The 22644-nt window shown below is 67.1% G+C and carries 22 protein-coding genes; 14 read left to right on the top strand and 8 right to left on the bottom strand.

Going from position 1 to position 22644, the window contains the following annotated elements; all coding sequences use genetic code 11:
* Positions 1–55: 55 nt before the first annotated feature.
* Entirely contained in the window at positions 56–775 is a 720-nt protein-coding gene (locus AC07PA_RS17560) for a YebC/PmpR family DNA-binding transcriptional regulator (protein WP_007858792.1), read from the bottom strand.
* Between the two features lie 80 nt (positions 776–855).
* On the opposite strand from AC07PA_RS17560, the gene AC07PA_RS17555 reads away from it, so the two are divergent.
* From AC07PA_RS17555 to AC07PA_RS17540, 4 genes are all read left to right on the top strand, one after another.
* Positions 856–2376 (top strand): helicase HerA-like C-terminal domain-containing protein, encoded by a 1521-nt coding sequence (locus AC07PA_RS17555; RefSeq protein WP_494607473.1) that lies wholly within the window; start codon positions 856–858, stop codon positions 2374–2376.
* Positions 2377–2600: 224 nt separating this feature from the next.
* Complete coding sequence (locus AC07PA_RS17550) at positions 2601–3431, top strand: UCP032817 domain-containing protein (protein ID WP_145696501.1); 831 nt, start codon at positions 2601–2603, stop codon at positions 3429–3431.
* Positions 3432–3559: 128 nt separating this feature from the next.
* Positions 3560–4882 (top strand): hemolysin family protein, encoded by a 1323-nt coding sequence (locus tag AC07PA_RS17545; RefSeq protein ID WP_007858800.1) that lies wholly within the window; start codon positions 3560–3562, stop codon positions 4880–4882.
* A 105-nt stretch (positions 4883–4987) separates the two neighbouring features.
* Positions 4988–5839 (top strand): enoyl-CoA hydratase-related protein, encoded by an 852-nt coding sequence (locus AC07PA_RS17540; RefSeq protein WP_007858802.1) that lies wholly within the window; start codon positions 4988–4990, stop codon positions 5837–5839.
* On the opposite strand, the gene AC07PA_RS17535 is transcribed toward AC07PA_RS17540, so the two are convergent.
* Both AC07PA_RS17535 and AC07PA_RS17530 read right to left on the bottom strand, forming a co-directional pair.
* Positions 5836–6606, bottom strand: coding sequence for an amino acid ABC transporter permease (locus AC07PA_RS17535; RefSeq protein ID WP_145696499.1), 771 nt, complete (start codon positions 6604–6606; stop codon positions 5836–5838). The two genes, AC07PA_RS17540 and AC07PA_RS17535, sit on opposite strands and share 4 nt — an antisense overlap.
* A 102-nt stretch (positions 6607–6708) precedes the next feature.
* Positions 6709–7476 carry a basic amino acid ABC transporter substrate-binding protein gene (locus tag AC07PA_RS17530; protein WP_494607469.1) on the bottom strand — a complete coding sequence of 256 codons (768 nt, stop codon included), beginning with the start codon at positions 7474–7476 and terminating at the stop codon, positions 6709–6711.
* 182 nt (positions 7477–7658) lie between these two features.
* On the opposite strand from AC07PA_RS17530, the gene AC07PA_RS17525 reads away from it, so the two are divergent.
* The 5 genes from AC07PA_RS17525 (at position 7659) to AC07PA_RS17505 (ending at position 13344) form a co-directional block, all read left to right on the top strand.
* Positions 7659–8633 (top strand): threo-3-hydroxy-L-aspartate ammonia-lyase, encoded by a 975-nt coding sequence (locus tag AC07PA_RS17525; RefSeq protein WP_145696498.1) that lies wholly within the window; start codon positions 7659–7661, stop codon positions 8631–8633.
* Between the two features lie 180 nt (positions 8634–8813).
* On the top strand, positions 8814–9455 hold the full coding sequence (gene upp, locus AC07PA_RS17520) for a uracil phosphoribosyltransferase (protein ID WP_494607467.1): 642 nt from the start codon (positions 8814–8816) through the stop codon (positions 9453–9455).
* 256 nt (positions 9456–9711) lie between these two features.
* Positions 9712–10722, top strand: a complete 1011-nt coding sequence (locus AC07PA_RS17515; protein ID WP_494607465.1) for a BMP family protein — start codon at positions 9712–9714, stop codon at positions 10720–10722.
* 94 nt (positions 10723–10816) lie between these two features.
* Entirely contained in the window at positions 10817–11767 is a 951-nt protein-coding gene (locus tag AC07PA_RS17510; RefSeq protein WP_494607463.1) for a 5'-methylthioadenosine/S-adenosylhomocysteine nucleosidase, read from the top strand.
* 8 nt (positions 11768–11775) lie between these two features.
* Positions 11776–13344: an ABC transporter ATP-binding protein gene (locus AC07PA_RS17505; RefSeq protein WP_494607461.1), complete on the top strand. Its 1569-nt coding sequence runs from the start codon at positions 11776–11778 to the stop codon at positions 13342–13344.
* A gap of 34 nt (positions 13345–13378) precedes the next feature.
* Here AC07PA_RS17505 and AC07PA_RS17500 read toward each other — a convergent pair whose 3' ends face one another.
* Positions 13379–13918: a hypothetical protein gene (locus AC07PA_RS17500; RefSeq protein WP_494607459.1), complete on the bottom strand. Its 540-nt coding sequence runs from the start codon at positions 13916–13918 to the stop codon at positions 13379–13381.
* Positions 13919–14055: 137 nt separating this feature from the next.
* Between AC07PA_RS17500 and AC07PA_RS17495 the strand changes: the two genes are divergently transcribed.
* From AC07PA_RS17495 to AC07PA_RS17480, 4 genes are all read left to right on the top strand, one after another.
* Positions 14056–15117 (top strand): ABC transporter permease, encoded by a 1062-nt coding sequence (locus tag AC07PA_RS17495; RefSeq protein WP_494607457.1) that lies wholly within the window; start codon positions 14056–14058, stop codon positions 15115–15117.
* The gene (locus AC07PA_RS17490) at positions 15114–16037 is read left to right on the top strand and encodes an ABC transporter permease (protein WP_494607455.1); all 924 of its coding nucleotides are present in this window, start codon (positions 15114–15116) and stop codon (positions 16035–16037) included. The genes AC07PA_RS17495 and AC07PA_RS17490 overlap by 4 nt, the downstream gene beginning before the upstream one ends.
* Positions 16034–16402 (top strand): hypothetical protein, encoded by a 369-nt coding sequence (locus AC07PA_RS17485; RefSeq protein ID WP_494607453.1) that lies wholly within the window; start codon positions 16034–16036, stop codon positions 16400–16402. Before AC07PA_RS17490 ends, AC07PA_RS17485 begins: the two co-directional genes overlap by 4 nt.
* Positions 16403–16569: 167 nt before the next feature.
* Positions 16570–17844 carry an amidohydrolase family protein gene (locus AC07PA_RS17480; RefSeq protein WP_494607451.1) on the top strand — a complete coding sequence of 425 codons (1275 nt, stop codon included), beginning with the start codon at positions 16570–16572 and terminating at the stop codon, positions 17842–17844.
* Positions 17845–17874: 30 nt separating this feature from the next.
* Here AC07PA_RS17480 and AC07PA_RS17475 read toward each other — a convergent pair whose 3' ends face one another.
* A complete protein-coding gene (locus AC07PA_RS17475; RefSeq protein WP_494607449.1) occupies positions 17875–19038 on the bottom strand; it encodes a GGDEF domain-containing protein in 1164 nt (387 codons plus the stop codon).
* A gap of 235 nt (positions 19039–19273) precedes the next feature.
* Between AC07PA_RS17475 and AC07PA_RS17470 the strand changes: the two genes are divergently transcribed.
* A complete protein-coding gene (locus AC07PA_RS17470; protein ID WP_494607447.1) occupies positions 19274–20023 on the top strand; it encodes an AAA family ATPase in 750 nt (249 codons plus the stop codon).
* A 47-nt stretch (positions 20024–20070) separates the two neighbouring features.
* Here AC07PA_RS17470 and AC07PA_RS17465 read toward each other — a convergent pair whose 3' ends face one another.
* The 3 genes from AC07PA_RS17465 to AC07PA_RS17455 are packed head-to-tail and all read right to left on the bottom strand — an operon-like array spanning position 20071 to position 22643.
* On the bottom strand, positions 20071–20556 hold the full coding sequence (locus AC07PA_RS17465) for a DUF2199 domain-containing protein (RefSeq protein ID WP_494607446.1): 486 nt from the start codon (positions 20554–20556) through the stop codon (positions 20071–20073).
* Between the two features lie 45 nt (positions 20557–20601).
* A complete protein-coding gene (locus AC07PA_RS17460) occupies positions 20602–21876 on the bottom strand; it encodes a hypothetical protein (protein WP_494607444.1) in 1275 nt (424 codons plus the stop codon).
* A gap of 8 nt (positions 21877–21884) precedes the next feature.
* On the bottom strand, positions 21885–22643 hold the full coding sequence (locus AC07PA_RS17455; protein WP_494607442.1) for a hypothetical protein: 759 nt from the start codon (positions 22641–22643) through the stop codon (positions 21885–21887).
* Between the last annotated feature and the right edge of the window lies 1 nt (position 22644).

Raw genomic sequence — 22644 nt, 5'->3', positions numbered from 1 at the left:
GGGGTGCAAAGCACCGTTACAGAGACAATGTTGTGAATTCAATCGTGGCAGCGTCTCAGAGCGCAGCGTTGTGGTAGATCTCCTGGGCATCGTCCAGGTCTTCCAGGATATCGAGCAATTTTTGCATCCGCACAGCGTCGTCACCCTCCAGCTCGATGGTGTTTTCGGCGCGCATGGTGACTTCGGACACCTCCGGCGCCAGGCCGGCGGCCTCCAGGGCGTTCTTCACGGCCTCGAAGTCGGCCGGTGCGGTCAGCACCTCGATGGCACCGTCCTCATCGGTCAGCACATCCTCGGCGCCAGCCTCCAGCGCCACTTCCATGACCTTGTCCTCGTCGGTACCCGGCGCAAAGATCAACTGGCCGCAGTGCTTGAACTGGAACACAACCGACCCCTCGGTGCCCATGCTGCCGCCGTGCTTGCTGAAGGCATGGCGCACTTCGGCGACCGTGCGCACCCGGTTGTCGGTCATGGTGTCGATCATGATGGCCACGCCACCGATGCCGTAGCCTTCGTAGCGAATTTCCTCGTAGGTCAGGCCCTCGGCATTGCCCGTGGCCTTGTCGATGTTGTACTTGATGCGGTCGGCCGGCATGTTGGCCGCCTTGGCCTTGTCCACCGCCAGGCGCAGGCGGGGGTTGGCAGACAGGTCCCCGCCGCCCGCACGGGCCGCCACGGTGATTTCGCGAATGATGCGGGTCCAGATCTTGCCGCGTTTTTCATCCTGCCGCCCCTTGCGGTGCTGGATATTCGCCCATTTACTGTGTCCTGCCACGGTAAGTCCTTTGGTCTTGATTTAATCTACTGCACGCGATTTTACTTTTGCCGAACCCAGCATCCCCGAGGAAACCCGAAATGGCCGAACCACTTCTGATAGCCAAGCACGACACCACCGAATGCCACCTGCTCCCGGGGCTGGCCAACCGCCACGGGCTGATCACCGGGGCCACCGGCACCGGCAAGACGGTGACGCTGCAGACCCTGGCCGAAAACTTCTCGCGCATCGGCGTGCCGGTGTTCATGGCCGACGTCAAGGGCGACCTCACGGGCGCCAGCCAGCCCGGCAAGATCGGTGACAAGCTGGCCGCCACGCTCAAGGAGCGCGGCCTGGAGCTGCCCGCCCCGCTGGCCTGCCCGACGACGCTGTGGGACGTGTTCGGCGAGCAGGGCCACCCGGTGCGCGCCACGGTGTCGGACATGGGGCCGCTGCTGCTGGGGCGCATGCTCAACCTCAACGAGACGCAATTGGGTGTGCTCAACCTGGTATTCAAGATCGCCGACGACAACGGCATGCTGCTGCTGGACCTCAAGGACCTGCGCGCCATGCTGCAGTATGTGGGTGACAACAGCAAGGAATTCACGACCGAGTACGGCAATGTCAGCGCCGCCAGCGTGGGCGCCATCCAGCGCGGGCTGCTGCAGATCGAGCAGCAGGGCGGCACGCAGTTCTTCGGCGAGCCCATGCTCGACATCCAGGACTTCATGCAGACGGTGGACGGCCACGGCGTAATCAACATCCTGGCGGCCGACAAGCTCATGAATTCGCCGCGCCTGTACGCGACTTTCCTCTTGTGGATGCTGTCCGAGCTGTTCGAGCAGTTGCCCGAGATCGGCGACCCCGAGCAGCCCAAGCTGGTGTTCTTCTTCGACGAGGCCCACCTGTTGTTCAACGAGGCGCCCAAGGTGCTGGTCGAGCGCATCGAGCTGGTGGTGCGCCTGGTGCGCTCCAAGGGCGTGGGCGTGTATTTCGTGACGCAGAACCCGCTGGACATCCCCGACAGCGTGCTCGCCCAGCTGGGCAACCGCGTGCAGCATGCGCTGCGCGCCTTCACCCCGCGTGACCAGAAGGCCGTGAAGGCCACGGCCACGACCATGCGGCAAAAGCCGGGCCTGGATATCGAGACCGCCATCACCGAGCTGGCCGTGGGCGAGGCGCTGATCAGTTTTCTCGACGCCAAGGGCCGACCCAGCGTGACGGAGCGTGTGTTCGTGCTGCCGCCGGGCAGCCAGCTCGGCCCCATCACGCCGCAGCAGCGCCAGGCGCTGATGGCCGGCTCGCTGGTGGCGGGCGTGTACGAAAAGGTGGTGGACCGCGAATCGGCCTACGAAAAGCTCAAGGGCCGCACGGCCGATGCAGGCACCGCCCAGGCCCCTGCCGGCAAGGGCGGCGCCGTGGCGGCACCTGCCGAGGAAGGCGGCGGCCTGCTCGGTGGCCTCAACGACGTGCTCTTTGGCTCCACCGGCCCGCGCGGCGGCAAGCGCGATGGGCTGGCGCAGACCATGGCCAAGTCCGCCGTGCGCACCATGGGCACCACGCTGGGCAAGGAAATCCTGCGCGGCGTGCTGGGCAGCGTCTTCGGTGGAAGGAAAAGGTAACCCCCTGAGTCGCTTCGCGCCTTCCCCCTTGAAGGGGGACGCCCCCAGCGCAAGCGCTGGATACGCCGCCTGCGCGGCGGGGCGACCCTTGCGCGGGGGCACTGGCCTGGGCCACGCCAGATTCAAGCGGGTGAAACCTGGCAACGGATCGATAAAAGCCATCCCATAGCCTCGAAAAAGAGGTACAACCCCGGAAAACAGACATACAACAAAGGGGGAAACCGATGGGCAAGATCGACAGGCTGCTGGTGCGCTACGGCGGCAACGTGGTGCAACTGGCGATTGCAGTGTGGGTGCTGGCCGGCGTGGCGGCCTTTGCGGGGCTGCTGCGGCCCAACTGGCGCTGGGCCGCCTACCTGGTGTGCACGGTGGTGGTCACCGCCATCGTGGTGCAATGGACACGCACAGTGCGCGAGCGCTATATCCGCGAGGCGCGCCTGCCCGCCTACCTCAAGCGCAAGCTGCGCGAAACCTACCCGCACCTGTCCCAGAAGGACTGCGAGCTCGTGGAGCGCGGGCTGCGCCAGTTCTTCATGGCCTGCATGCGCAGCCGCAAGCAGTTCGTGGCCATGCCGTCGAAGGCGGTGGATGCGCTGTGGCACGAATTCATCCTGCACACCCAGGCCTACAAGACCTGGTGCCACAACGCGCTGGGCTTCTTCCTGCACCACACACCTGCCGAAGCCCTGGGCGCCAAGGCCAGGAACAACGACGGCCTGCGCCGCGCCTGGTTCTGGGCCTGCAAGGACGAGGCCATCAACCCCAAGGCCCCGAGCCGGCTGCCCCTGCTGTTTGCACTGGACGCCAAGATGGCGATTGCCGGCGGCTTCACCTACGTGCCGGACTGCAGCAGCATCCTGGCCAAGAACGCTGCGGGCGGCGATGGCAGCGGCACCTACTGCGGCACCAGCTTTGCCGACGGCAGCCACAGCGGCAGCTCGAGTGACTTCGGCGGGGCCGACCACTCCAGCAGCAGCAGTGACAGTTCCAGCGATGGCGGGAGCGATGGGGGCAGTTGCGGGGGCGGGGGTTGCGGTGGTGGCGGGGGCGACTGAAGGCCCGCTGGTTCTGACCGGCAACTGACGAGAAGTGCGGCCCCAATAGCCGTTTGGGACCACGGCAATAACCACACCCCTACAATGGACAGCTTCTGAACTTCAAGGGGACCATGTGTCCCCTGTCTATGGAAATCGCAATACTGTTCGCCCTCATCCTTTTGAACGGGCTGTTCGCCATGTCAGAGATCGCTCTGGTCACTGCACGCAGGGCACGGCTGCAAAAGCTGATTGATGAGGGCGATAGCGGCGCCGCCGCCGCCGTGAAGCTGGGCGAAGACCCCACCCGCTTTCTCTCCACCATCCAGATCGGCATCACGTCGATCGGCGTGCTCAACGGTATCGTCGGCGAAGCCGCCCTGGCGGCTCCCCTGGCCGCGTGGCTGGCCGCGCTGGGCGTGCCCGCCCCCTATGGTGGTTACGCCGCCACGGGCCTGGTGGTGGTGCTGATCACCTACTTCTCCATCGTCGTGGGCGAACTCGTGCCCAAGCGCATCGGCCAGTCGCACCCCGAAACCTTTGCACGCCTGGTCTCGCGCCCCATCAACTTCCTGGCGGTGGCGACCAAGCCCTTCGTCATCCTGCTGTCCACCTCCACGCGCACGCTGCTGCGCCTGTTGGGCGTGAAGGAGACCAGCGGCAGCCCGGTGACCGAGGAAGAGATCCACGCCATGCTGGTCGAAGGCACGACCGCCGGCGTGATCGAATCGCACGAGCACACCATGGTGCGCAACGTGTTCCGCCTGGACGACCGGCAGATCGGCTCGCTGATGGTGCCGCGCGGCGACGTGGTCTGCCTGGACCTGGACCTCACGTTCGAGGAGAACCTCAAGCGCATCGAGGAATCGGACCACGCCCGCTTCCCGGTGGTGCGCGGCGGCATGGACAACATCCGCGGTGTGCTCAACGCGCGCCAGTGGCTCTCGCGCACCATCCGCGACAAGGCGCACAGCCTCTCCGACCAGCCGCTGCAGACGGCGCTGTACGTGCCCGAGACCATCACCGGCATGGAGCTGCTCGACAACTTCCGCCTGTCGGACGTGCACATGGCCTTCGTGATCGACGAGTACGGCGAGGTGCAGGGCATCGTCACGCTGCAGGACCTGATCGAGGCGATCACCGGCGAATTCCAGCCGCGCGACCCCGAGACCTCGTGGGCGCTGCAGCGCGAGGACGGCAGTTGGCTGCTGGACGGCCACATCCCCGTGCCCGAACTCAAGGACCGGCTGAACCTGGATGCCGTGCCCGAGGAAGAGCGCGGCCGCTACCACACCCTGAGCGGCATGATCATGCTGCTGACCGGTCGCCTGCCCAAGGTGACCGACACCGTGGAATGGGAAGGCTGGAAGCTCGAGGTGGTGGACATGGACGGCAAGACCATCGACAAGATCCTGGCCAGCCGCCTGCCCGTGCCCGAGATTGCCGACGCCACGGAAACCACCGACGGCTGAGCCACCGCCCTGCCCCACCTGCCACGGGGCGGGCTCGGGCAAAACCCGCGCATAGTCACCCACGCGACGATGGCGGCGCGGGCGTGCGGCCTACAGTGTTCGCCCATGAACACTGCTCCCACCCTCACCTGCTTTTCCCTGACCACCACCGGCCATGTGGCCCACCTGGTGATGAACCGGCCCGAGGCCATGAACACCATGCACCCGACGTTCTGGCGCGAGCTGGACGCGGTGCTGGTGCACCTGCACCAGGCGGGCGCGGCGCGGGCCCTGGTCATCAGCAGCACCGGCAAGCACTTCAGCGCAGGCATGGCGCTGGAGACCTTCGGCGGTGCCATCACCATGGACGACCAGAGCCCCGAGGGGCGCGCCGCCATCTTCGACCTGCTGACCGACATGCAGCACACCTTCACCCGGCTGGAGGAGCTGCGCATCCCGGTGATCATGGCCATCCACGGCGGCTGCATCGGCGGTGCAGTGGACATGGTGACGGCGGCCTGCATCCGCTACGCCACGGCCGACGCGTTCTTCTGCATCCAGGAAATCAACATCGGCATGGTGGCCGACGTGGGCACCCTGCAGCGCCTGCCCAAGCTGGTGCCGCTGGGCGTGGTCAAAGAACTGGCCTACACCGGCCGGCGCATGCCCGCCCAGAAAGCGCTGGGTTACGGCCTGGTCAACGAGGTCTTCGACACGCAGGAGGCCATGCTGACCGCCGCGCTGGAATGCGCCCGCGAGATCGCCAGCAAGCCCCCCGTGGCCATCTGGGGCACCAAGCAGGCCGTGAACTATGCGCGTGACCACTCGGTGGAAGACAGCCTGCGCCAGATGGGCTGGCTGCAGGGCGCGATCTGGAGCAACCGCCACGTGCAGGAGTCGGTCACGGCGATGAAGCAAAAGCGCGCGGGGGACTTCCCTGCCCTCACCCCGCTGCAGCGTTTCTCGGAGTTGGGCTAACCCCGGTCGCTGCGCGCCATGTGGTGCTCCAGCCGGCGCAGCAGGGTGGTCAGGGCCAGCGTCATGCACCAGTAGGCCAGCGAGATGGCCAGGTACGGCTCCCAGTAGCGCGCATAGGCGCCCGCCACGGTGCGCGCGGCGTAGGCCATCTCGGCCAGGCCGATGGCCGAGACCAGCGAGGTGTCCTTGAGCAGCGCGATCATGTTGTTGCCCAGCGGTGGCAGCATGCGCCTGAAGGCCTGGGGCAGCACCACGTAGCGCAGCACCTGCAGGGGGGTGAGTCCCAGCGAGCGCCCGGCGTCGGACTGGCCGCGCGAAATCGACTGGATGCCCGCGCGGAACACCTCCGAGATGTACGCGGCAGAGTTCAGCGTGAGCGCAGCGATGCCCGAGATCAGCGCGCCATGCTCCTGCTTGAGCGTTCGCGCCAGGTCGCCGTCCACCAGCAGGCCCGATACCGGGTGGATGAACAGCGGCATCACCGCGAAGTGCATGAGCAAAATCTGCACGAACAGCGGCGTGCCGCGGAAAAAGCTCACGTACACCGTGGACGGCCAGCGCAGCAGAAAGCGGCACACCCAGTTCCACGGCGCATGGCGCGCCTGCGCCAGCCGCGCCAGGGCCAGCACCAGGCCCCAGGTGCCGCCCATCAGCACGCAGACCACCGTCATGCACAGGGTCATCCACGCGCCCTTGAAGAACAGCTCGCGGTATTCCACCAGGATGTCTGGCCGGAACCAGCCAAACCACAATTCGGGTTGTTCCATGCGTCGTCTCCCCTCTTTCACGGCCGCACACGCGGCCACCCTTCAGAAAACAAAAAAGCGGCCGCTGGCGGCCGCTGCAAGTGACTCAAGCCAGAACCGGCCTCAGCGGGCCTTGTACTCTTTTGCGAACCACTTCTTGTAGATCTCGCCATAGCTGCCATCGGCACGCACCGCAGCCAGGCCGGCGTTCAGCTTGTCCTGCAGGGCCTTGTCGCCCTTCTTGACGACGATGCCGAAACCTTCTTCGGGGAAGGAAGGGTCTTCCACCGTCTTGAGCGCTGCATTCTGGCTCACGCGGTAGGCGATCACGCCGTTGTCGCCGATGGCGGCATCCACGCCGCCGCCGGCCAGCTCGGAGATGATGAGCGGCGTGCTCTCGAAGCGGCGGATGTTGGCACTGGTCTTGCCGAATTCGCGCGAGGCCACGTCGTCGGCCGTGGAGGCGTTCACCACGGCGATCTTCTTGCCCGCCAGGTCCTTGAGGGAGGTCACGGTGCTGTTCTTGGGCACGGCGATGAGCTGGTGGGCCGCAAAGTACGGGGCCGAGAAGTCGTAGCTCTGGCGGCGCTTGTCGTTGATGGTCACGCCCGAGATCACCAGGTCCACGTCGCCATTGTTCAGTGCCGCGAAGATACCGCTCCAGGGCGTGTTCACGACCTTGATCTTGAGGTTCTGGTGCTTGGCGATGGCGTTGATGATGTCGATGTCGAAGCCGACGATCTGCTTGTCCTTGTTCTCGAACGCGAACGGTGCATAGGTCGCGCTGGAGGCCACGGTGAGCTCGCGGGCCTGCGCGTGGGCAGCCAGGGAGACACCGAACGAGGCGGCCAGGCCGAGGCCCAGGGTGGCAATGCGGCGGGAAATGGACATGGTGGGCTCTTGGGGAAAGTCGGGAAAAAGGGCAGTATATCCATGCCCCAGGGGCACAGGCATCAATATTCATAGCGGTGCACGCCCTGTTTTTGGGCCTTGCGCGCCCCCTGTGGCCAATAGTCAGGCAGTTTTATGATGGGTGGAATAGTTGAGCCCATTCATCCCTGAAAGATTCCACTATGAGCAACGCCAGCCTTGCCCCGCCCACCTACGCGGATGTTGTTTCTGCCGCACAGCGGCTCGCTGGCGTGGCCCACCGCACGCACGTGCTGCGCTCGAACATGGCCGACGCGCTGCTGGGCACCCAGGTGTTCTTCAAGTGCGAAAACCAGCAGCGCACGGGTTCGTTCAAGTTCCGAGGGGCCTACAACACCCTCTCGCAGTTCAGCGACGAACAGCGCGAACGCGGCGTACTGGCCTTCTCGGCCGGCAACCACGCGCAGGCGATCGCGCTGTCGGCCCGGCTGCTGGACATGCCGGCCCTGATCGTGATGCCCGAGGACGCGCCCACGACCAAGATGGCCGCCACGCGCGAGTACGGCGCCCAGGTCGTCACCTACGACCGCTACACCGAGGACCGCGAGGCCATCAGCCAAAGGCTGGCCCAGGAGCGCGGCATGACACTGGTGCCGCCCTTCGACCACCCCCACGTGATCGCCGGCGAGGGCACGGCCGCCAAGGAATTCCTGGAGGAGGTACCCGACCTGGACTACCTCTTCGTCTGCGTGGGCGGCGGCGGCCTGCTCGCCGGCAGCCTGCTGGCCGCCGAGGCCCTGGCGCCGAGCTGCCGCGTGGTCGGCGTGGAGCCCGAGGCCGGCAACGACGGCCAGCAATCGCTGCGCAGCGGACAGCTGGTGCAGATCCCCACGCCGCACACGATTGCCGACGGCGCACAGGCCCGATCGCTCGGGCAGATCCCCTTCCCCATCATCCAGCGCCTGGCGGAAGACATCGTCACCGCCACCGACGAGCAACTGGTCGAGGCCATGCGCTTCTTTGCCGAGCGCATGAAGCTGGTGGTGGAACCCACGGGCGCCCTGGCCTTTGCCGGTGCACGCCACGGCAGCGTGGACGTGCACGGCGCAAAGGTCGGCATCCTCATCAGCGGGGGCAACGTGGACATGGCAAGGTACGCGCGCTTTCTGGCGGATTGACTCCCCCCGAAGCGACTGCGTCGCCTCCCCCTCAGGGGGCGCCTCCAGTGGCCCGGCAAAGCCGGCTCCACGGGGTCTCTGGCATGTGGCCTTGCCAGTTTCCACGCCCGCAGGCTCAAAGGGACGTCAAAATACCGTCACCGCCATTCACATTCACCGCCACATAACAAAGGCCGCGCCATGAGCCCCGCTACCACCAACGTCACCGTTATCAAGCACCCCCTCGTCCAGCACAAGCTCACGCTGATGCGCAGGAAGGACGCCAGCACCAACAGCTTTCGCCGCCTGCTGGGCGAGCTGAGCACGCTCATGGCCTACGAGGTCACGCGCGACATGCCGCTGCAGGACATCGAGATCGAGACCCCGCTGGAGACCATGACCAGCCAGGTGATCGACGGCAAGAAGCTGGTGCTGGTCTCCATCCTGCGCGCGGGCAACGGTTTTCTCGACGGCATGCTCAATGTGGTGCCTGGCGCGCGCGTGGGCCACATCGGCCTGTACCGCGACCCGGCCACGCTGCAGCCGGTGGAGTACTACTTCAAGATGCCGTCCGAGATGGACGAGCGCGACATCATCGTGGTCGACCCTATGCTGGCCACCGGCAACTCGGCCGCCGCCTGCGTGGACCGGCTCAAGAAGCTCAACCCGCGTTCCATCAAGTTCGTCTGCCTGCTGGCCGCGCCCGAGGGTGTGGCCACGCTGCAGAAGGCGCACCCGGACGTGCCGATCTTCACCGCCGCCATCGACCGCGAGCTCAACGACCATGGCTACATCCTGCCGGGCCTGGGTGATGCCGGCGACCGGATCTTCGGCACCAAATAAGCCGCGCCCCACAAGCACGGGGCAGATGGCCGCTGCGGGGATGCGATCCCCTGCAGCGGCATTTTTTTGCCCCATGCCGGTGCGAATTCTTACCATCTGGTGACTTTCTTCTGGCAGACTCCCTGGCGACGCCTGCGGCTGCATCACCGCAGGGCATCCGCTGGCACGCGACACCAGCCGTCCATTGGCGTGCTAATTGCTTGAGACAACGCCTAGATTCGATCGCCCATCCTCCATCCGAAGAAGGACCCACTCCATGACCTCACGCCGCATCTTCACCGGCCATCTGTTCTCCACCTCCCTGGCACTGTCGGCCATGATCGGCCTGGCGCCCGGCGCCGCGATGGCGCAGGCCAAGACCAAGGTGGCGGCGATCTACACGGTGCCCTACGAGCAGCAGTGGGTCAGCCGCATCCACAAGGCCCTCAAGGCAGCCGAGGCGCGCGGCGAGATCGAGTACAAGTCCAGCGAGAACGTGACCAACGCCGACTACGAGCGCGTGATGCGCGAGTACGCCACCGGCGGCAACCAGCTCATCGTGGGCGAAGCCTTCGCGGTGGAAGCCGCCGCCCGCAAGGTGGCCAAGGACTTCCCCAAGACCTCGTTCCTGCTCGGCTCCTCGGGCAAGCCGCAGGCGCCCAACTTCAGCGTGTTCGACAACTACATCCAGGAGCCGGCCTACCTGTCGGGCATGGTGGCCGGCGGCATGACCAAGAGCAACAAGATCGGCATGGTGGGCGGCTTCCCCATCCCCGAGGTGAACCGCCTGATGCACGCCTTCATGGCCGGTGCCAAGGAAGTGAACCCCAAGGTGGAGTTCACCGTGAGCTTCATCAACAGCTGGTTCGACCCACCGAAGGCCAAGGAAGCCACCTTCGCCATGATCGACAAGGGCGCCGACGTGCTGTACGCCGAGCGCTTCGGCGTGAGCGATGCCGCCAAGGAAAAGGGCAAGCTGGCCATCGGCAACGTGATCAACACCCAGGACAAGTACCCCGACACGGTGGTCGCATCGGCCCTGTGGAACATGGAGCCCAGCATCGACCGCGCGCTCAAGCTCGTAAAGGAAGGCAAGTTCACGCCCGAGGACTACGGCCCGTATTCGATGATGAAGCACAAGGGCTCGGAGCTCGCGCCCCTGGGCACCTTCGAGAAGAAGGTACCGGCCGACATCGTGGCCAAGGTCAAGGCCAGGGAGGCCGACATCCTGGCCGGCAAGTTCACCGTGAAGGTGGACGACAGCCAGCCCAAGTCCACGGCCAAGTAAGCTGCAGACGGCGCTTGCGTGCGCCATTCGGGGCCACCTACTTCACTGCGGTGGCCCTTTTCATTGGTACTGTCCATCGCTTACCCTGTTGCCCATGACCTTCACCGCATTGCTCCCCCGTCGCATCGCCCAACTGCTCGGCACGCTGGCCCTGGCCGGTGCCCTGGCTGGCTGCGCATCCAGCCCCGCAGTCCAGGGCACGCGCCTTGACAGCACGCCGCGCATCGCCGTGATCTCGGCCTTTGCGCCCGAGCTCACCGTGCTGCTGCCCCAGGTGCAGCAGCCGGTCAAGCACAGCATCAACGGCGTGGAATTCACCACCGGCACGCTGCAGGGCAAGCCCGTGGTGGTGTTCCTCTCGGGCATCAGCATGACGAATGCGGCCATGAACACGCAACTGGTGCTGGACCGCTTCCACGTGAGCCACATCGTCTTCTCCGGCATTGCCGGCGGCGTGAACCCGGGCCTCCACATCGGCGACGTGACCGTGCCCGCGCGCTGGGGCCAGTACATGGAGTGGCTCATGGCGCGCGAAGACCAGCCCGGCAAGTACACCGCCCCCGGCTGGATGCAGGCCGAACTCACCCTGCCCGCCTTCGGCATGATGCACCCGCGCCCGGTGGAAGTGCGCTCTGCCGCCATCCCGGCGCTCACCAAGAAGTTCTGGTTCGAGGCCGACCCGCGCATGCTGGCCGTGGCCAACAGCATGGCCACCGTGCCCCTGGCACACTGCCACGCCAGCCACTGCCTGAAGGAACGCCCGCGCATGGTCGTGGGCGGCAACGGCGTCTCGGGCCAGGCCTTCGTGGACAACAGAGCCTTCCGCGAATACGCGTTCAAGACCTTCGAGGCCAATGTGCTCGACATGGAGACCGCCGCCACGGCCATGGTGGCGCACAGCAACGGCGTGCCCTACATCGCCTTCCGCTCGCTGAGCGACCTGGCAGGCGGCGGCGACGGCGCCAACGAAATGGACACCTTCATGCACCTGGCGGCTGCCAACTCGGCCAAGGTGTTGCAGGCCTTTCTGGCCGCGTGGAAGTAGCACGGTCCATGGACTCGTCCGAAACCGTTCTTCGCCTCACTGGCATCACCAAGCGCTTCGGCAAGCTGGTGGCCAATGACGGCATCGGCCTCACGCTGGCGCGCGGCGAGGTGCTGGCCCTGCTGGGCGAGAACGGCGCGGGCAAGTCCACGCTGATGTCCATCCTGTTCGGCCACTATGTGGCCGACGAGGGCCGCATCGAGGTCTTTGGCCAGCCCCTGCCCCCGGGCCAGCCGCGCGCGGCACTGGCCGCCGGCATCGGCATGGTGCACCAGCACTTCACGCTGGCCGACAACCTCACCGTGCTGGACAACGTGCTGCTGGGCAGCGAGCCGCTGTGGCAGCCGCTTTCGCGCCGCAGCGCCGCGCGCGAGAAGCTGCTCGCCGTGTCCGCCCGCTTCGGCCTGCCGGTGCAGCCCGATGCGCGGGTGGGCAGCCTCTCGGTGGGCGAACGCCAGCGGGTCGAGATCCTCAAGGCCCTGTACCGCGGCGCACGCATCCTGATCCTGGACGAGCCCACCGCCGTGCTCACCCCGCAGGAGAGCGAGGCGCTGTTCCACACCCTGTCGCAGATGGTGGCCGAGGGTCTGTCCATCATCTTCATCAGCCACAAGCTGGCCGAGGTGCTGCGCGTGTCGCACCGCGTGGCCGTGCTGCGCCAGGGCAAGCTCGTGGCCGAGGCGCCCGCGCAGGGCACCACGCAGGGCCAGCTCGCGCAGTGGATGGTGGGCCACGCCATCGAGGCCAGCGAACGCCGGCCCGCCAAAAGCGTGGGCGCGCCGGTGTGCACGCTGGCCGACGTGTCCACCGCCGCCACCGGGCGCGACCGACTGCAGGGCGTGTCGCTCACCCTGAATGCGGGCGAGATCGTCGCCATTGCCGGTGTCTCGGGCAATGGCCAGGTGGCGCTGGCCGATGTGCTGTGCGGCGTGCGCGCTGCCACGGCCGGCCAGGTGACGCTGCTCGGCGCACCGCTGCAGGCCCGGCCCGCCTGGGTGGTGCACCAGGGCGTGGCCCGCATCCCCGAGGACCGCCATGCCGTGGGCGTGGTGGGCGACCTGCCGGTGTGGGAGAACGCGGTGTCCGAGCGCCTGCGCAGCCATTGGTTCGCCCACCCCTGGTTCAAGGCCTTCTGGGTCAAGCGCGGCGCGGCGCGCCAGCATGCCCAGCGCGTGGCCGAAACCTTCGACGTGCGCGGCGGCGGGCCCGACACCCCGGCCCGCTCGCTCTCGGGCGGCAACATGCAGAAACTCATCCTGGGCCGCGCCCTGCTGCCGCCCTACGACGCCCACCAGAGCGCGCCCGCCCCGCGCCTCATCGTGGCGCACCAGCCCACCTGGGGCCTCGATATCGGCGCCGTCACCTTCGTGCAGCAGCAGCTCATCAACGCCCGCGACGGCGGCGCGGCCGTGCTGCTGATCTCGGACGACCTCGACGAAGTGCTGGCCCTGGGCGACCGCGTGGCCGTGATGCACGAGGGGCACCTCACCCCCACCCAGCCGGCCGAAGCCTGGAGCCGCGAGGCCATCGGGCTGGCCATGGCAGGGGCGGTCAAAGCTGGGGAGGAGGCTCCGTGACACCGCAGGCACCGATGCAGCAGCGCCCAGCCCCTTACCCGGCGCCCATGGCAGCCAAGGTCCTGAAGACAAACCAGGTGAACACCAGGGCCGGCAGGTACAGCACCGATGCCACGCCCAGCTCCCACCAGGGCAGCGCCCTCCTCCACCACACGACCGGAAAGGCCGGTGCAAACACCGCGGCCGCATACAGCGACCAGGGGAAGAACCAGGCGCTGGCAAGCAGCAGGCAGGGCGTCCACAGCGCCAGGCGGCTCCATCGCACCGCCCGGGGCTGGCGGCTGCGCAGCGCCCACCAGGCCAATGCGACAAGGCCGGCCACCAGGCACGACAGCGTCACCGCGGAAATCCACCGTGCCCGCTCCCTGCGCCGCTCCCGGTCTTCGTGGGCCGCCTGGAGCTCGGCATTGAGCTGGGCCGTGTATTCCGCTTCGTTCTTGAGTGGCAGGTCCAACGCGGCGGCCGAAGCAGCCGTTGCCGGCGCCGCGCCGGGCTGTGCGCCCGCCCCGGCACAAGGCAGCATCAGAGCGCCACACAGCAGCATGGCTGCGCCACGCGCGAATGCCACAGCCATGCATCCAGACCCTCTCCGGACCGGGTTGTTCATGCGTCCCCTCTCTTTTTTTGGCGGCCCCGCGCGCTGCAGGCCCGGCCTCCGCTCTGCACATGGTAATCCGATGCATTCCACCCCCCTCCACACGCTGATGACCCATGCGGCTTGAGAAACGCAACCACATCTCCCCCGCCGCCTACGTGGCGGCACCCGTGGGCGCCGTGGTCTTCACCCTGCTCATCAGCGGCCTGCTGGTGCTGTGGGCCGGCGCACCCGTGGGCCGCACCTACGGGCTGCTGCTGCAGGGCGCCTTCGGCTCGGTCTTCGCGCTGACCGAAACGCTCACGCGCGCCACGCCGCTGATCCTGACCGGACTGGCCGCGGCCGTGGCCTTCCGCGCGCGGCTGTTCAACATCGGGGCCGAGGGGCAGCTGTACGCCGGCGCGCTGGCCGCCGTGGCCGTGGGCGGCCTGCATGGGGGCACAGGGCTGGAATGGTCGCCCTGGCTGCTGTTCCCGCTGATGATGCTGGCGGCGGCCCTGGCCGGGGCCCTGCTGCTGCTGGGCCCGGCGCTGATGAAATCGCGCCTGGGGGTGGACGAGGTGGTGACCACGCTGCTGCTCAACTTCATCACCCTGCTGCTGGTCTCCGCCCTGCTCGACGGGCCCATGAAGGACCCGCTCTCCATGGGCTGGCCGCAGAGCGTGGCACTGCAGGGCGACCTCGAACTTTCCAAGCTGGTGCCGCAGACGCGCCTGCACACGGGACTGCTCTGGGCCATCGGGCTCGCCCTCATCCTCTGGGCGATCCTGCGGCGCACGTTGCCAGGCTTCGACATCCGCGCGGCCGGTGCCAATGCGCGCGCTGCCGCCTTTGCCGGCGTGCCCATCACCCGCACCGTGGTGCTGGTGGCCCTGCTCTCGGGCGGGCTGGCAGGGCTGGCCGGTGCCATCGAGGTGGCGGGCCGCACCGGCTACGTCACGCTGGACATGTCGCCGGGCTATGGCTACAGCGGCATCGTGATCGCCATGCTGGCCGGGCTGCATCCGCTGGGCGTGATAGCAGCCGGCACCTTCGTGGCCGGCGTGCTGGTGGGGGCCGACAGCATGAGCCGCGCCGTGGGCGTACCCACCTACATCGCCGACGTGATCGTGGCCACCTCGCTGATCGCCGTACTGGTTGCAACGCTCCTCACACAGTACCGGGTGAAGTGGAAATGACCGAGCTGCTCGACATCCTGGCCAACCCGGCCTTCTGGATCGCCACCTTGCGCGTGGCCACGCCGCTCATCCTGGGCACGCTCGGGGTGCTGCTGTGCGAGCGCGCCGGCGTGCTCAACCTGGGCATCGAAGGCATCATGGTCGCGGGCGCTTTCACGGGCTGGCTCGCGGTGTATGCCGGCTTCGGCCTGTGGACCGGGGTGCTGGTGGCGGCGTTCACGGGCGCGGTGTTCGGGCTGCTGCATGCCTGGCTCACGGTGGGGCTGGCGCTGTCGCAGCATGTCTCGGGCCTGGGCATCACGCTCCTGGCCACGGCGCTGAGCTACTACGGCTACCGCGTGGGCTTTCCCAAGGTGAACACACCGCCCACCATCGAGCCGTTTGCGCCCATGGAATGGCTGGGCATTCCCATCCTCTCGGCCCAGACGCCGCTCACCTTGCTGGCACTGGCCCTGGTGCCGCTGCTGGCCTGGGTGCTCATGCGCACCCCGCTGGGCCTGGCCGTGCGCATGGTGGGCGAGAACCCGCAGGCCGCCGAAGGCCAGGGCCTGTCGGTCGCGGCCACGCGCACCGGGGCCATCGTGGCCGGGTCGGCGCTGATGGGGGTGGCAGGGTCCTTCCTCACGCTGTCGGCTTTCAACGCCTTTTTCTTCAACATGGTCAACGGGCGCGGCTGGATCTGCGTGGCGCTGGTGGTGTTCGCCTCGTGGCGGCCCGGCAAGGCGCTGCTGGGCGCCCTGCTCTTCGCGTTCTTCGATGCGCTGCAGCTGCGCTTGCAGCAGGCCGGCGATGCCTGGCTGCCCTACCAGGTCTACCTGATGCTGCCCTACCTGCTGTCCATCCTGGCTTTGGTGCTGGTGGCGCGCAAGGCCGCGTATCCGCAGGCGCTGATGAAGCCCTACCGCAAGGGCGAGCGGTGAAAGCAGCGATCGCACTGGCTGCACTGGCGCTGGCGTGCGCCCCCTCGGCCAACGCCCTGGGCATGGATGTGCCCTACGAACGCTTTGCCACTGCCGACGCGGTGGATTGGGTGCAGGTCTGCGGCCAATGGCCTGTGCGCAAGAACGAAGGCGTCTACCGCATCGTGCATGGCACGCAGTACGCGCAGTCCTTCCTGTACCTGCAGTGGATGCAGCGCGATGACCATGGCACTCTGCAGGCAGTCCATACCCAGGGCATCGGCGAACTCAACAACGACCCATGCGGAGATCGCGCTGACCCGCATCGCCTGCCACGCCACGCGCACCGGCATCCGCATCACGGCGCAGGCCAGCTCGGGGCATGAAGAAAAGCTGCGCAGCATTGCCATCGACGCCGGCCATCGGCCTGGGGTGTACCGCTACACCGCGCACCCGGAGCGATGAGCCACCAGGAACGGGATCCAGGCACGAATCCGCGACAAAATACCCCCACCCGCGCCGAACACGAACAACGCCCTGCACCTGCACCACCATGCTCGACCTGCTGATCCACAACGCCACCCTGCCCGACGGCCGCACCCACATGTCCGTGGCCGTGCAGGATGGCCGCATCAACGAGGTGACCGAGGGCCTCGCAGCCCCCGCGCACGAAACGGTGGATGCCGGCGGCCTGCTGCTGAGCCCGCCGTTCGTGGACGCCCATTTCCACATGGATTCCACGCTCAGCTATGGCCAGCCGCGCGTGAACCAGAGCGGCACCCTGCTCGAAGGCATTGCGCTGTGGGGCGAGCTCAAGCCCCAGCTCACGCACGAGGCCATCGTGCAGCGCGCGCTGCAGTACTGCGACTGGGCCGTGGCCCAGGGCCTGCTGGCCATCCGCTCGCATGTGGACACCAGCGACCCGAGCCTGCTGCCCGTGCGCGCCCTGCTCGACGTGAAGCAGCGCGTGGCGCCCTACCTGGACCTGCAGCTGGTGGCCTTTCCGCAGGACGGCGTGCTGCGCTCGCCGGGCGGGCTCGACAACCTGACACGCGCGCTCGAGCTGGGCGTGGACGTGGTGGGCGGCATCCCCCACTTCGAGCGCACCATGGCACAGGGGGCAGAAAGCGTGAAGATCCTGTGCGAGCTGGCCGCCCAGCTGGGCAAGCGCGTGGACATGCACTGCGACGAGTCGGACGACCCGCTCTCGCGCCATGTGGAGACCCTGGCGCACGAAACCCACCGCCTGGGCCTGCACGGCCGCGTGGCGGGCTCGCACCTCACGTCGATGCACAGCATGGACAACTACTATGTGAGCAAGCTCATCCCGCTGATGGCCGAGGCGCAGCTGGGCGTGGTCGCCAACCCGCTGATCAACATCACCCTGCAAGGCCGCCACGACACCTACCCCAAGCGCCGCGGCATGACGCGCGTGCCCGAGCTGATGGCGGCGGGCCTCACCGTGGCCTTTGGCCACGACTGCGTGATGGACCCCTGGTACGGTGGCGGCAGCGCCGACATGCTGGAGGCGGCCCACATGGGCCTGCATGTGGCGCAGATGACCAGCCAGGCCGCCATGCGCCAGTGCTTCGAGGCGGTCACCACCAACCCGGCCCAACTGCTGGGGCTGGAAGGCTATGGCCTGGCGGCCGGCTGCCACGCCGACTTCGTGCTGCTGCACGCGCGCAACCCGGTCGAGGCCATTCGCCTGCGGTCCACGCGGCTGGCGGTGTACCGGCGCGGAAAGAAGATCTCCAGCAGCCCCGCCCCCGTCGCCCGCCTGGCGCTGCCCGGCCGGCCGGACAGCGCGGCGTTCCTGGCGCAATAAAGATCGGCTGCTGCGACAGCAGCGGCTGGGTCAGTGGGCAGGCACCGCAACCGTGGCCGATACTGCCCGCTCGGGCGCCCTGAGCACCTCCACCCGATTGCGACCGCGCTTCTTGGCCAGGTACATGGCCTCATCGGCGCGCTGCAGCACGGACTCAGGGGTTTCACCCGGCATGCTCAGCGTGACCCCGATGCTCACGGTGATCGGGATGGCGCTGCGCTCGGTGGGCGCCGGCTGCGCCGCCACCAGGGCGCACAGGCGTTCAGCCACGGTGCGGGCACCGTCATGGTCCGCGTTGGGCAGGGCAATGGCGAACTCCTCGCCCCCCAGGCGGCCCAGCACGTCCTCGCGGCGCAGGCAGCGGTTGGCCAGCAGCACGAAGTGGCGCAGCACCTCGTCGCCGCACTGGTGGCCCCAGGTGTCGTTGACCTTCTTGAAATGGTCCAGGTCCATCACCAGCACAGGCAGGCCGGCACCGCTGGTGCGCTGGGCATTGCTCATGGCCTTGTCCAGCAGCGTCAGGAAGGCGCGGCGGTTGAACACATTGGTCAGCGGGTCCACCTCGGCCAGGTGGCGCAGTTCATTGGCGATGAATTCGTTGGCCAGCATCAGCGCGCCGAAGGCGAACAGCACCAGCGCGATCAACGACTCGAGCACAACGAACTGCGACAGCCGGGCCACCAGGCTCGCGTCCATCCCGCCTTCCACCGTGCCGGCACCCAGCCTGAACAGCAAGGGGCGCAGCAGCAGGAACAGGCCGTGGGCAGCCGCCGCCAGCGCAAAGAGGTAGCGCGCAGGCACCAGCCGCGCCTCCCCTTGCGCCAGGGTGCGCGCCGTCAACAGGAAGAACACACCGGCACCCAGCCCGGCGAACACGAAGCGCATGCCCAGGTGGGGCTGTACCACGGTGAAGTAGGCCGATGCCAGCACCAGCGCCCCTATGGCGGCTGCCGCATACGCATGGGAGGCCGGCGGCCGCCCCATGTAGGCACGGCTGCCCAGCAGGCACATGTAGGCCGCCAGCGAGATGCAGCACTGTGAGATGACCACCGACACCAGCTCGGGCAGGTGCTCGCGCGCCAGCAGGCTCACACTGAACACCCCGGCCGACAGGAAGGACAGCACCCACCACCCCAGGCCGGGAATGTTCCGGTTGAAATGCCACATGGTGAACACCACCAGGGTGAGCAGCATTGCGAGAATGGCAGCGAGGATGACGAGTGTCGGACTGTGCACTGAAGCTGGCTGACTGACTGGCAGGTGGTAGGCGCGCTCTTGGGCGCGATGGAAGGCCCGTGCAGGCTGGGATGCAGGCAATGTTACTCTTACCCCATGACCCAGGGCTGACACAGCCCCGAGGAAACCCGCTACCAGCCCTGAAGTGTGGCGCGCGCCGTACAGCCAGCCTCCCCCTTACCTGCCTGCCGACATGATCTCGTCCCAGTTCGTCAGCCGGATCACGCTGCTGCGTGACAAGGTCGAGTCCTTCGACCAGTACCCGTTCTCACTGCCCGTCCTTCGCGACCTGGAGCAGATCGACCTGCACCCGCACGTGAACTTCTTCGTGGGCGAAAATGGCTCGGGCAAATCGACGCTGCTCGAAGCCATCGCCGTGTCGCTGGGCTTCAATGCCGAGGGCGGATCGAAGAACTTCAGCTTCGGCACGCGCGCATCGCATTCCGACCTGCACCGGTACCTGCGCATCGCCAAGGGCCTGCGCCGGCCCAGGGACGGCTACTTCCTGCGCGCCGAGAGCTTCTTCAATGTGGCCACAGAGATCGAGGAAATGGACAAGATACCCTGCCCGGCTCCGCCCATCATCAACTCCTATGGCGGACGCTCCCTGCACGAGCAGTCGCATGGCGAGTCCTTCATGGCGCTGATGACGGAGCGCTTTGGCGGCCAGGGCCTGTACATCCTGGACGAGCCCGAAGCCGCGCTGTCACCCCGGCGCCAACTGGCCACGCTGGCGCGCATGCGCGACCTGGTGGAGGAGAAATCGCAGTTCATCATCGCCACGCACTCGCCGATCCTCATGGCCTACCCGGACGCGACCATCTTTCACTGCGGCCAGGACGGCATAGCGCCCATCGCTTACCAGGACACCGAACACTTTCGGGTGACGCGCGACTTTTTCATGGACCCAGAGGGCATGCTGGAGGGGCTCCTCGGGGGCTGAGTACCGACGCTGCGGCATAGACCGCAACGCCCGGAAGGTGCGGGGTGCTACCCCAGCCCGGCGGCCTCGTGCCAGAACGCCAGGGTAGCGCCCTCCTGTACCCGGGCAGCCAGTGCTGTGCCCGGCTGCACCCAGGTGATGTAGGGCGTGGGATCGCCACAGAGCACCTCGAATTGCACCGAAACACCCAGCGATTCAGCCACCGCAGGCACAGGATTGGCGAGGCGACCTTCTATCCAACGTGCCATAGGGGGCAGTTTCTCCTCGTCACTGCGGTAGCGCTGGTAAGCCTCGTAGTCAGCGCGCGAAACATCTACCCAGCCGATGAAGCCCAGTGGCTTTTCCGATGGGTCCTGGAAAGCCAGCGCCAGCTCGCAGCTGATGAAGTGCCGCTTGTTGCCGATGCGGCACATGTACTCACCGTCCGATACCAGCTTCGGCGCAGACGCGAACCCCAGCTTGGGCAAACGCCACATGAAGTAGCGAGACATCTCGCCATGGACTTTTCCGCAGCTACTGCAGATGGACGCCATCAGAACCTCCCGATTGAGAAGGACAGCAATGTAAACCCTGGAATTTCACCCCATCACGTTGCATTCCCGGCGCAGCAGCGCCAGGGCATCGTGCATCTGGTAGTCCATGTCGCTGAGCAGTGTGGCCTGCGACTCCTGCACGAAGCTGTTCCACAGGTCCCCATAGTCGGCCTGGCGCACGCCGGGCGCATGCGCGCGGATGAAGTCCGTGGCCAGCGCGGGCTGCCAGCCGCTCTTGCGCAGCTTGCGCACCAGGCTGGCGGCGGTCTTTTCGGTCAGCACCGTCTTCTTGGGCGTGCCGGTGGCCAAGCACAGGAACAGGGTCAGCAGGCTGGGCTCGTCCTCGTTGCCCTGCACGGTCTTGATCCAGGTCTTGGTGGCAGGCTGCGGGTCGTCTGCGCCCTCCCCGTCCAGGTCGGCCAGGTTGCGGTGGTAGTCGTCCACCTCGGCCAGCGGGTCGTCGAGCAGAAAGTAGCGCGCACGGAAACCGCTGGTGGGCCGCAGCAGGTTGCGCAGCGGGGTGGCGGCGTCGAGCAGCCTGGGCAGGTCGGCCAGCACCGTGGCGCGCTGGGCTTCCACCACATCCTTCAGGTCAGCAGGCAGGCCAGGCGGCAGCGACAGCCTGACCTGGTCCAACGTGGTCTTCTTCTTGCGGTGGGCCGTGGCGATCTTCTCGAACACCACGGCGTTCGGCCAGTCGCCCACCTTGGGGGCCAGGGCCTGCATCAGCAGGCCGGTGCGGATCACGGCCTCGGCGTCGGCGCCCGACTCTTCGAGCGCATCGTCGTCCAGGTCGTACTGTTCGGCCAGCCACTGGGCAGCGCGGATGGCCGCCTGGATCTGCGTGCGCCGCGCCAGTTCGGCGCGGTAGTCGGCATGGCTGCGCAGCGACCACACGGCCAGCAGCGGCGTTTCGGCATCGGCGTACCCGCCCATGCCGAAGTTGCTGCTCTCGGGCATGGCGATCAGGCGCTTGAGCATGTCCGACCCGCCCTTGGAGCGCGACAGAAAGGAGTTGTCGCGCAGCGATACCGCCGCCTCGTGCAGGTCACCCCCCGTGGTGTCCAGCAGGTACAGGCTGATCAGGTTGACCATGCGGTCGCGGGCCTTCTCCAGCTCGGGCCGCAGGAACTCGCTGCCGAAGTAGCGCGCGATCTGCACCATGCCCTTGGGGGCGTCGGTGTTCATCGCGGCCAGCCTGGCCGCATCGATGATGCCGTGCGCCACGCCGTGGGCCAGCGCCTTCTCGAAGAAGGGGCGCGCGTCGTGCAGTTGCAGCGCGTTGGCCGCCGGCGCAGAAGACATTTCGTGCTCGGACATGAAGAAAGTCAGATGGCCGACTCTTCGTCGGATGCGCGGGCGGCAGGCGTGGCCTTGCCGCGGTCGGTCTCGCTGGTCTCGAACTTGCCGTCGTCCTCTTCGGCGGGCTCATCGCCTTCGTCCAGACCCAAGTCGAAGGCGCGGGCCTTGGCGCGCAGCACCAGCAGGGTTTCGATGAACAGGTCGCGGCATTCGTAGCGCAGCAGCCAGGCCATCTGCATCCAGTCGCGGTCGGCCACTTCGTCCTGGTCGATGCGCGGCTGCACGTAGCCCGAAGCCAGCAGTTCGTCGTCGGTCAGCGTGGGGCCGTAGTCCTCCACCGCATCGAAGGTGCCGGTGCGGGCAAAGGCCTCGATGCGGCTCCACTTTTCAGCAAAGTAGTTGGCCAGGGCTTCGCTGCCACCCTCCAGGTCGCCAATGGCGGTGAGGAACGCCACCGGGTCGGCATCGTCGCGGAACACCACGGCGTTGACCATGTTGCGCAGGTGCGTGTGGGTGAGGTCCTTGTACTGCTTTTCGAGCACCATGGCGCGCGCGAACTGCTCGGGCGTGACCAGCAGGTTGACCACCGAGGCCTTGGAGTCGTCGTACTCGCGCATCACGGCCAGGATGTCCTTGGGCGCGAGCTGGTCGAGCACCACCATCAGGGCGTTGTCGCCATCGGTGTCGGCCAGTTCGGCCAACGCCGATTCGGCGCCCACGATGTCACCGGCCGCAATCAGGGCCGTGGTCTTGGTGATGAGGGCCAGGTGGGTATTGCTGCTCATG

The organism is Acidovorax sp. GW821-FHT09B03, assembly GCF_059418305.1.
This window is presented reverse-complemented; position numbering and strand designations above follow the sequence as displayed.

Bases quoted from the DNA above. Each gene is read 5' to 3' on its own strand.
- AC07PA_RS17540 (WP_007858802.1), top strand. From the start codon at position 4,988: ATGAACACTGCTCCCACCCTCACCTGCTTTTCCCTGACCACCACCGGC.
- AC07PA_RS17455 (WP_494607442.1), bottom strand. From the start codon at position 22,643: ATGAGCAGCAATACCCACCTGGCCCTCATCACCAAGACCACGGCCCTG.
- AC07PA_RS17480 (WP_494607451.1), top strand. From the start codon at position 16,570: ATGCTCGACCTGCTGATCCACAACGCCACCCTGCCCGACGGCCGCACC.
- AC07PA_RS17490 (WP_494607455.1), top strand. From the start codon at position 15,114: ATGACCGAGCTGCTCGACATCCTGGCCAACCCGGCCTTCTGGATCGCC.
- AC07PA_RS17515 (WP_494607465.1), top strand. From the start codon at position 9,712: ATGACCTCACGCCGCATCTTCACCGGCCATCTGTTCTCCACCTCCCTG.
- AC07PA_RS17465 (WP_494607446.1), bottom strand. From the start codon at position 20,556: ATGGCGTCCATCTGCAGTAGCTGCGGAAAAGTCCATGGCGAGATGTCT.
- upp (WP_494607467.1), top strand. From the start codon at position 8,814: ATGAGCCCCGCTACCACCAACGTCACCGTTATCAAGCACCCCCTCGTC.
- AC07PA_RS17530 (WP_494607469.1), bottom strand. From the start codon at position 7,476: ATGTCCATTTCCCGCCGCATTGCCACCCTGGGCCTCGGCCTGGCCGCC.
- AC07PA_RS17555 (WP_494607473.1), top strand. From the start codon at position 856: ATGGCCGAACCACTTCTGATAGCCAAGCACGACACCACCGAATGCCAC.
- AC07PA_RS17550 (WP_145696501.1), top strand. From the start codon at position 2,601: ATGGGCAAGATCGACAGGCTGCTGGTGCGCTACGGCGGCAACGTGGTG.
- AC07PA_RS17460 (WP_494607444.1), bottom strand. From the start codon at position 21,876: ATGTCCGAGCACGAAATGTCTTCTGCGCCGGCGGCCAACGCGCTGCAA.
- AC07PA_RS17500 (WP_494607459.1), bottom strand. From the start codon at position 13,918: ATGGCTGTGGCATTCGCGCGTGGCGCAGCCATGCTGCTGTGTGGCGCT.
- AC07PA_RS17510 (WP_494607463.1), top strand. From the start codon at position 10,817: ATGACCTTCACCGCATTGCTCCCCCGTCGCATCGCCCAACTGCTCGGC.
- AC07PA_RS17475 (WP_494607449.1), bottom strand. From the start codon at position 19,038: ATGCTGCTCACCCTGGTGGTGTTCACCATGTGGCATTTCAACCGGAAC.
- AC07PA_RS17535 (WP_145696499.1), bottom strand. From the start codon at position 6,606: ATGGAACAACCCGAATTGTGGTTTGGCTGGTTCCGGCCAGACATCCTG.
- AC07PA_RS17470 (WP_494607447.1), top strand. From the start codon at position 19,274: ATGATCTCGTCCCAGTTCGTCAGCCGGATCACGCTGCTGCGTGACAAG.
- AC07PA_RS17545 (WP_007858800.1), top strand. From the start codon at position 3,560: ATGGAAATCGCAATACTGTTCGCCCTCATCCTTTTGAACGGGCTGTTC.
- AC07PA_RS17495 (WP_494607457.1), top strand. From the start codon at position 14,056: ATGCGGCTTGAGAAACGCAACCACATCTCCCCCGCCGCCTACGTGGCG.
- AC07PA_RS17505 (WP_494607461.1), top strand. From the start codon at position 11,776: ATGGACTCGTCCGAAACCGTTCTTCGCCTCACTGGCATCACCAAGCGC.
- AC07PA_RS17525 (WP_145696498.1), top strand. From the start codon at position 7,659: ATGAGCAACGCCAGCCTTGCCCCGCCCACCTACGCGGATGTTGTTTCT.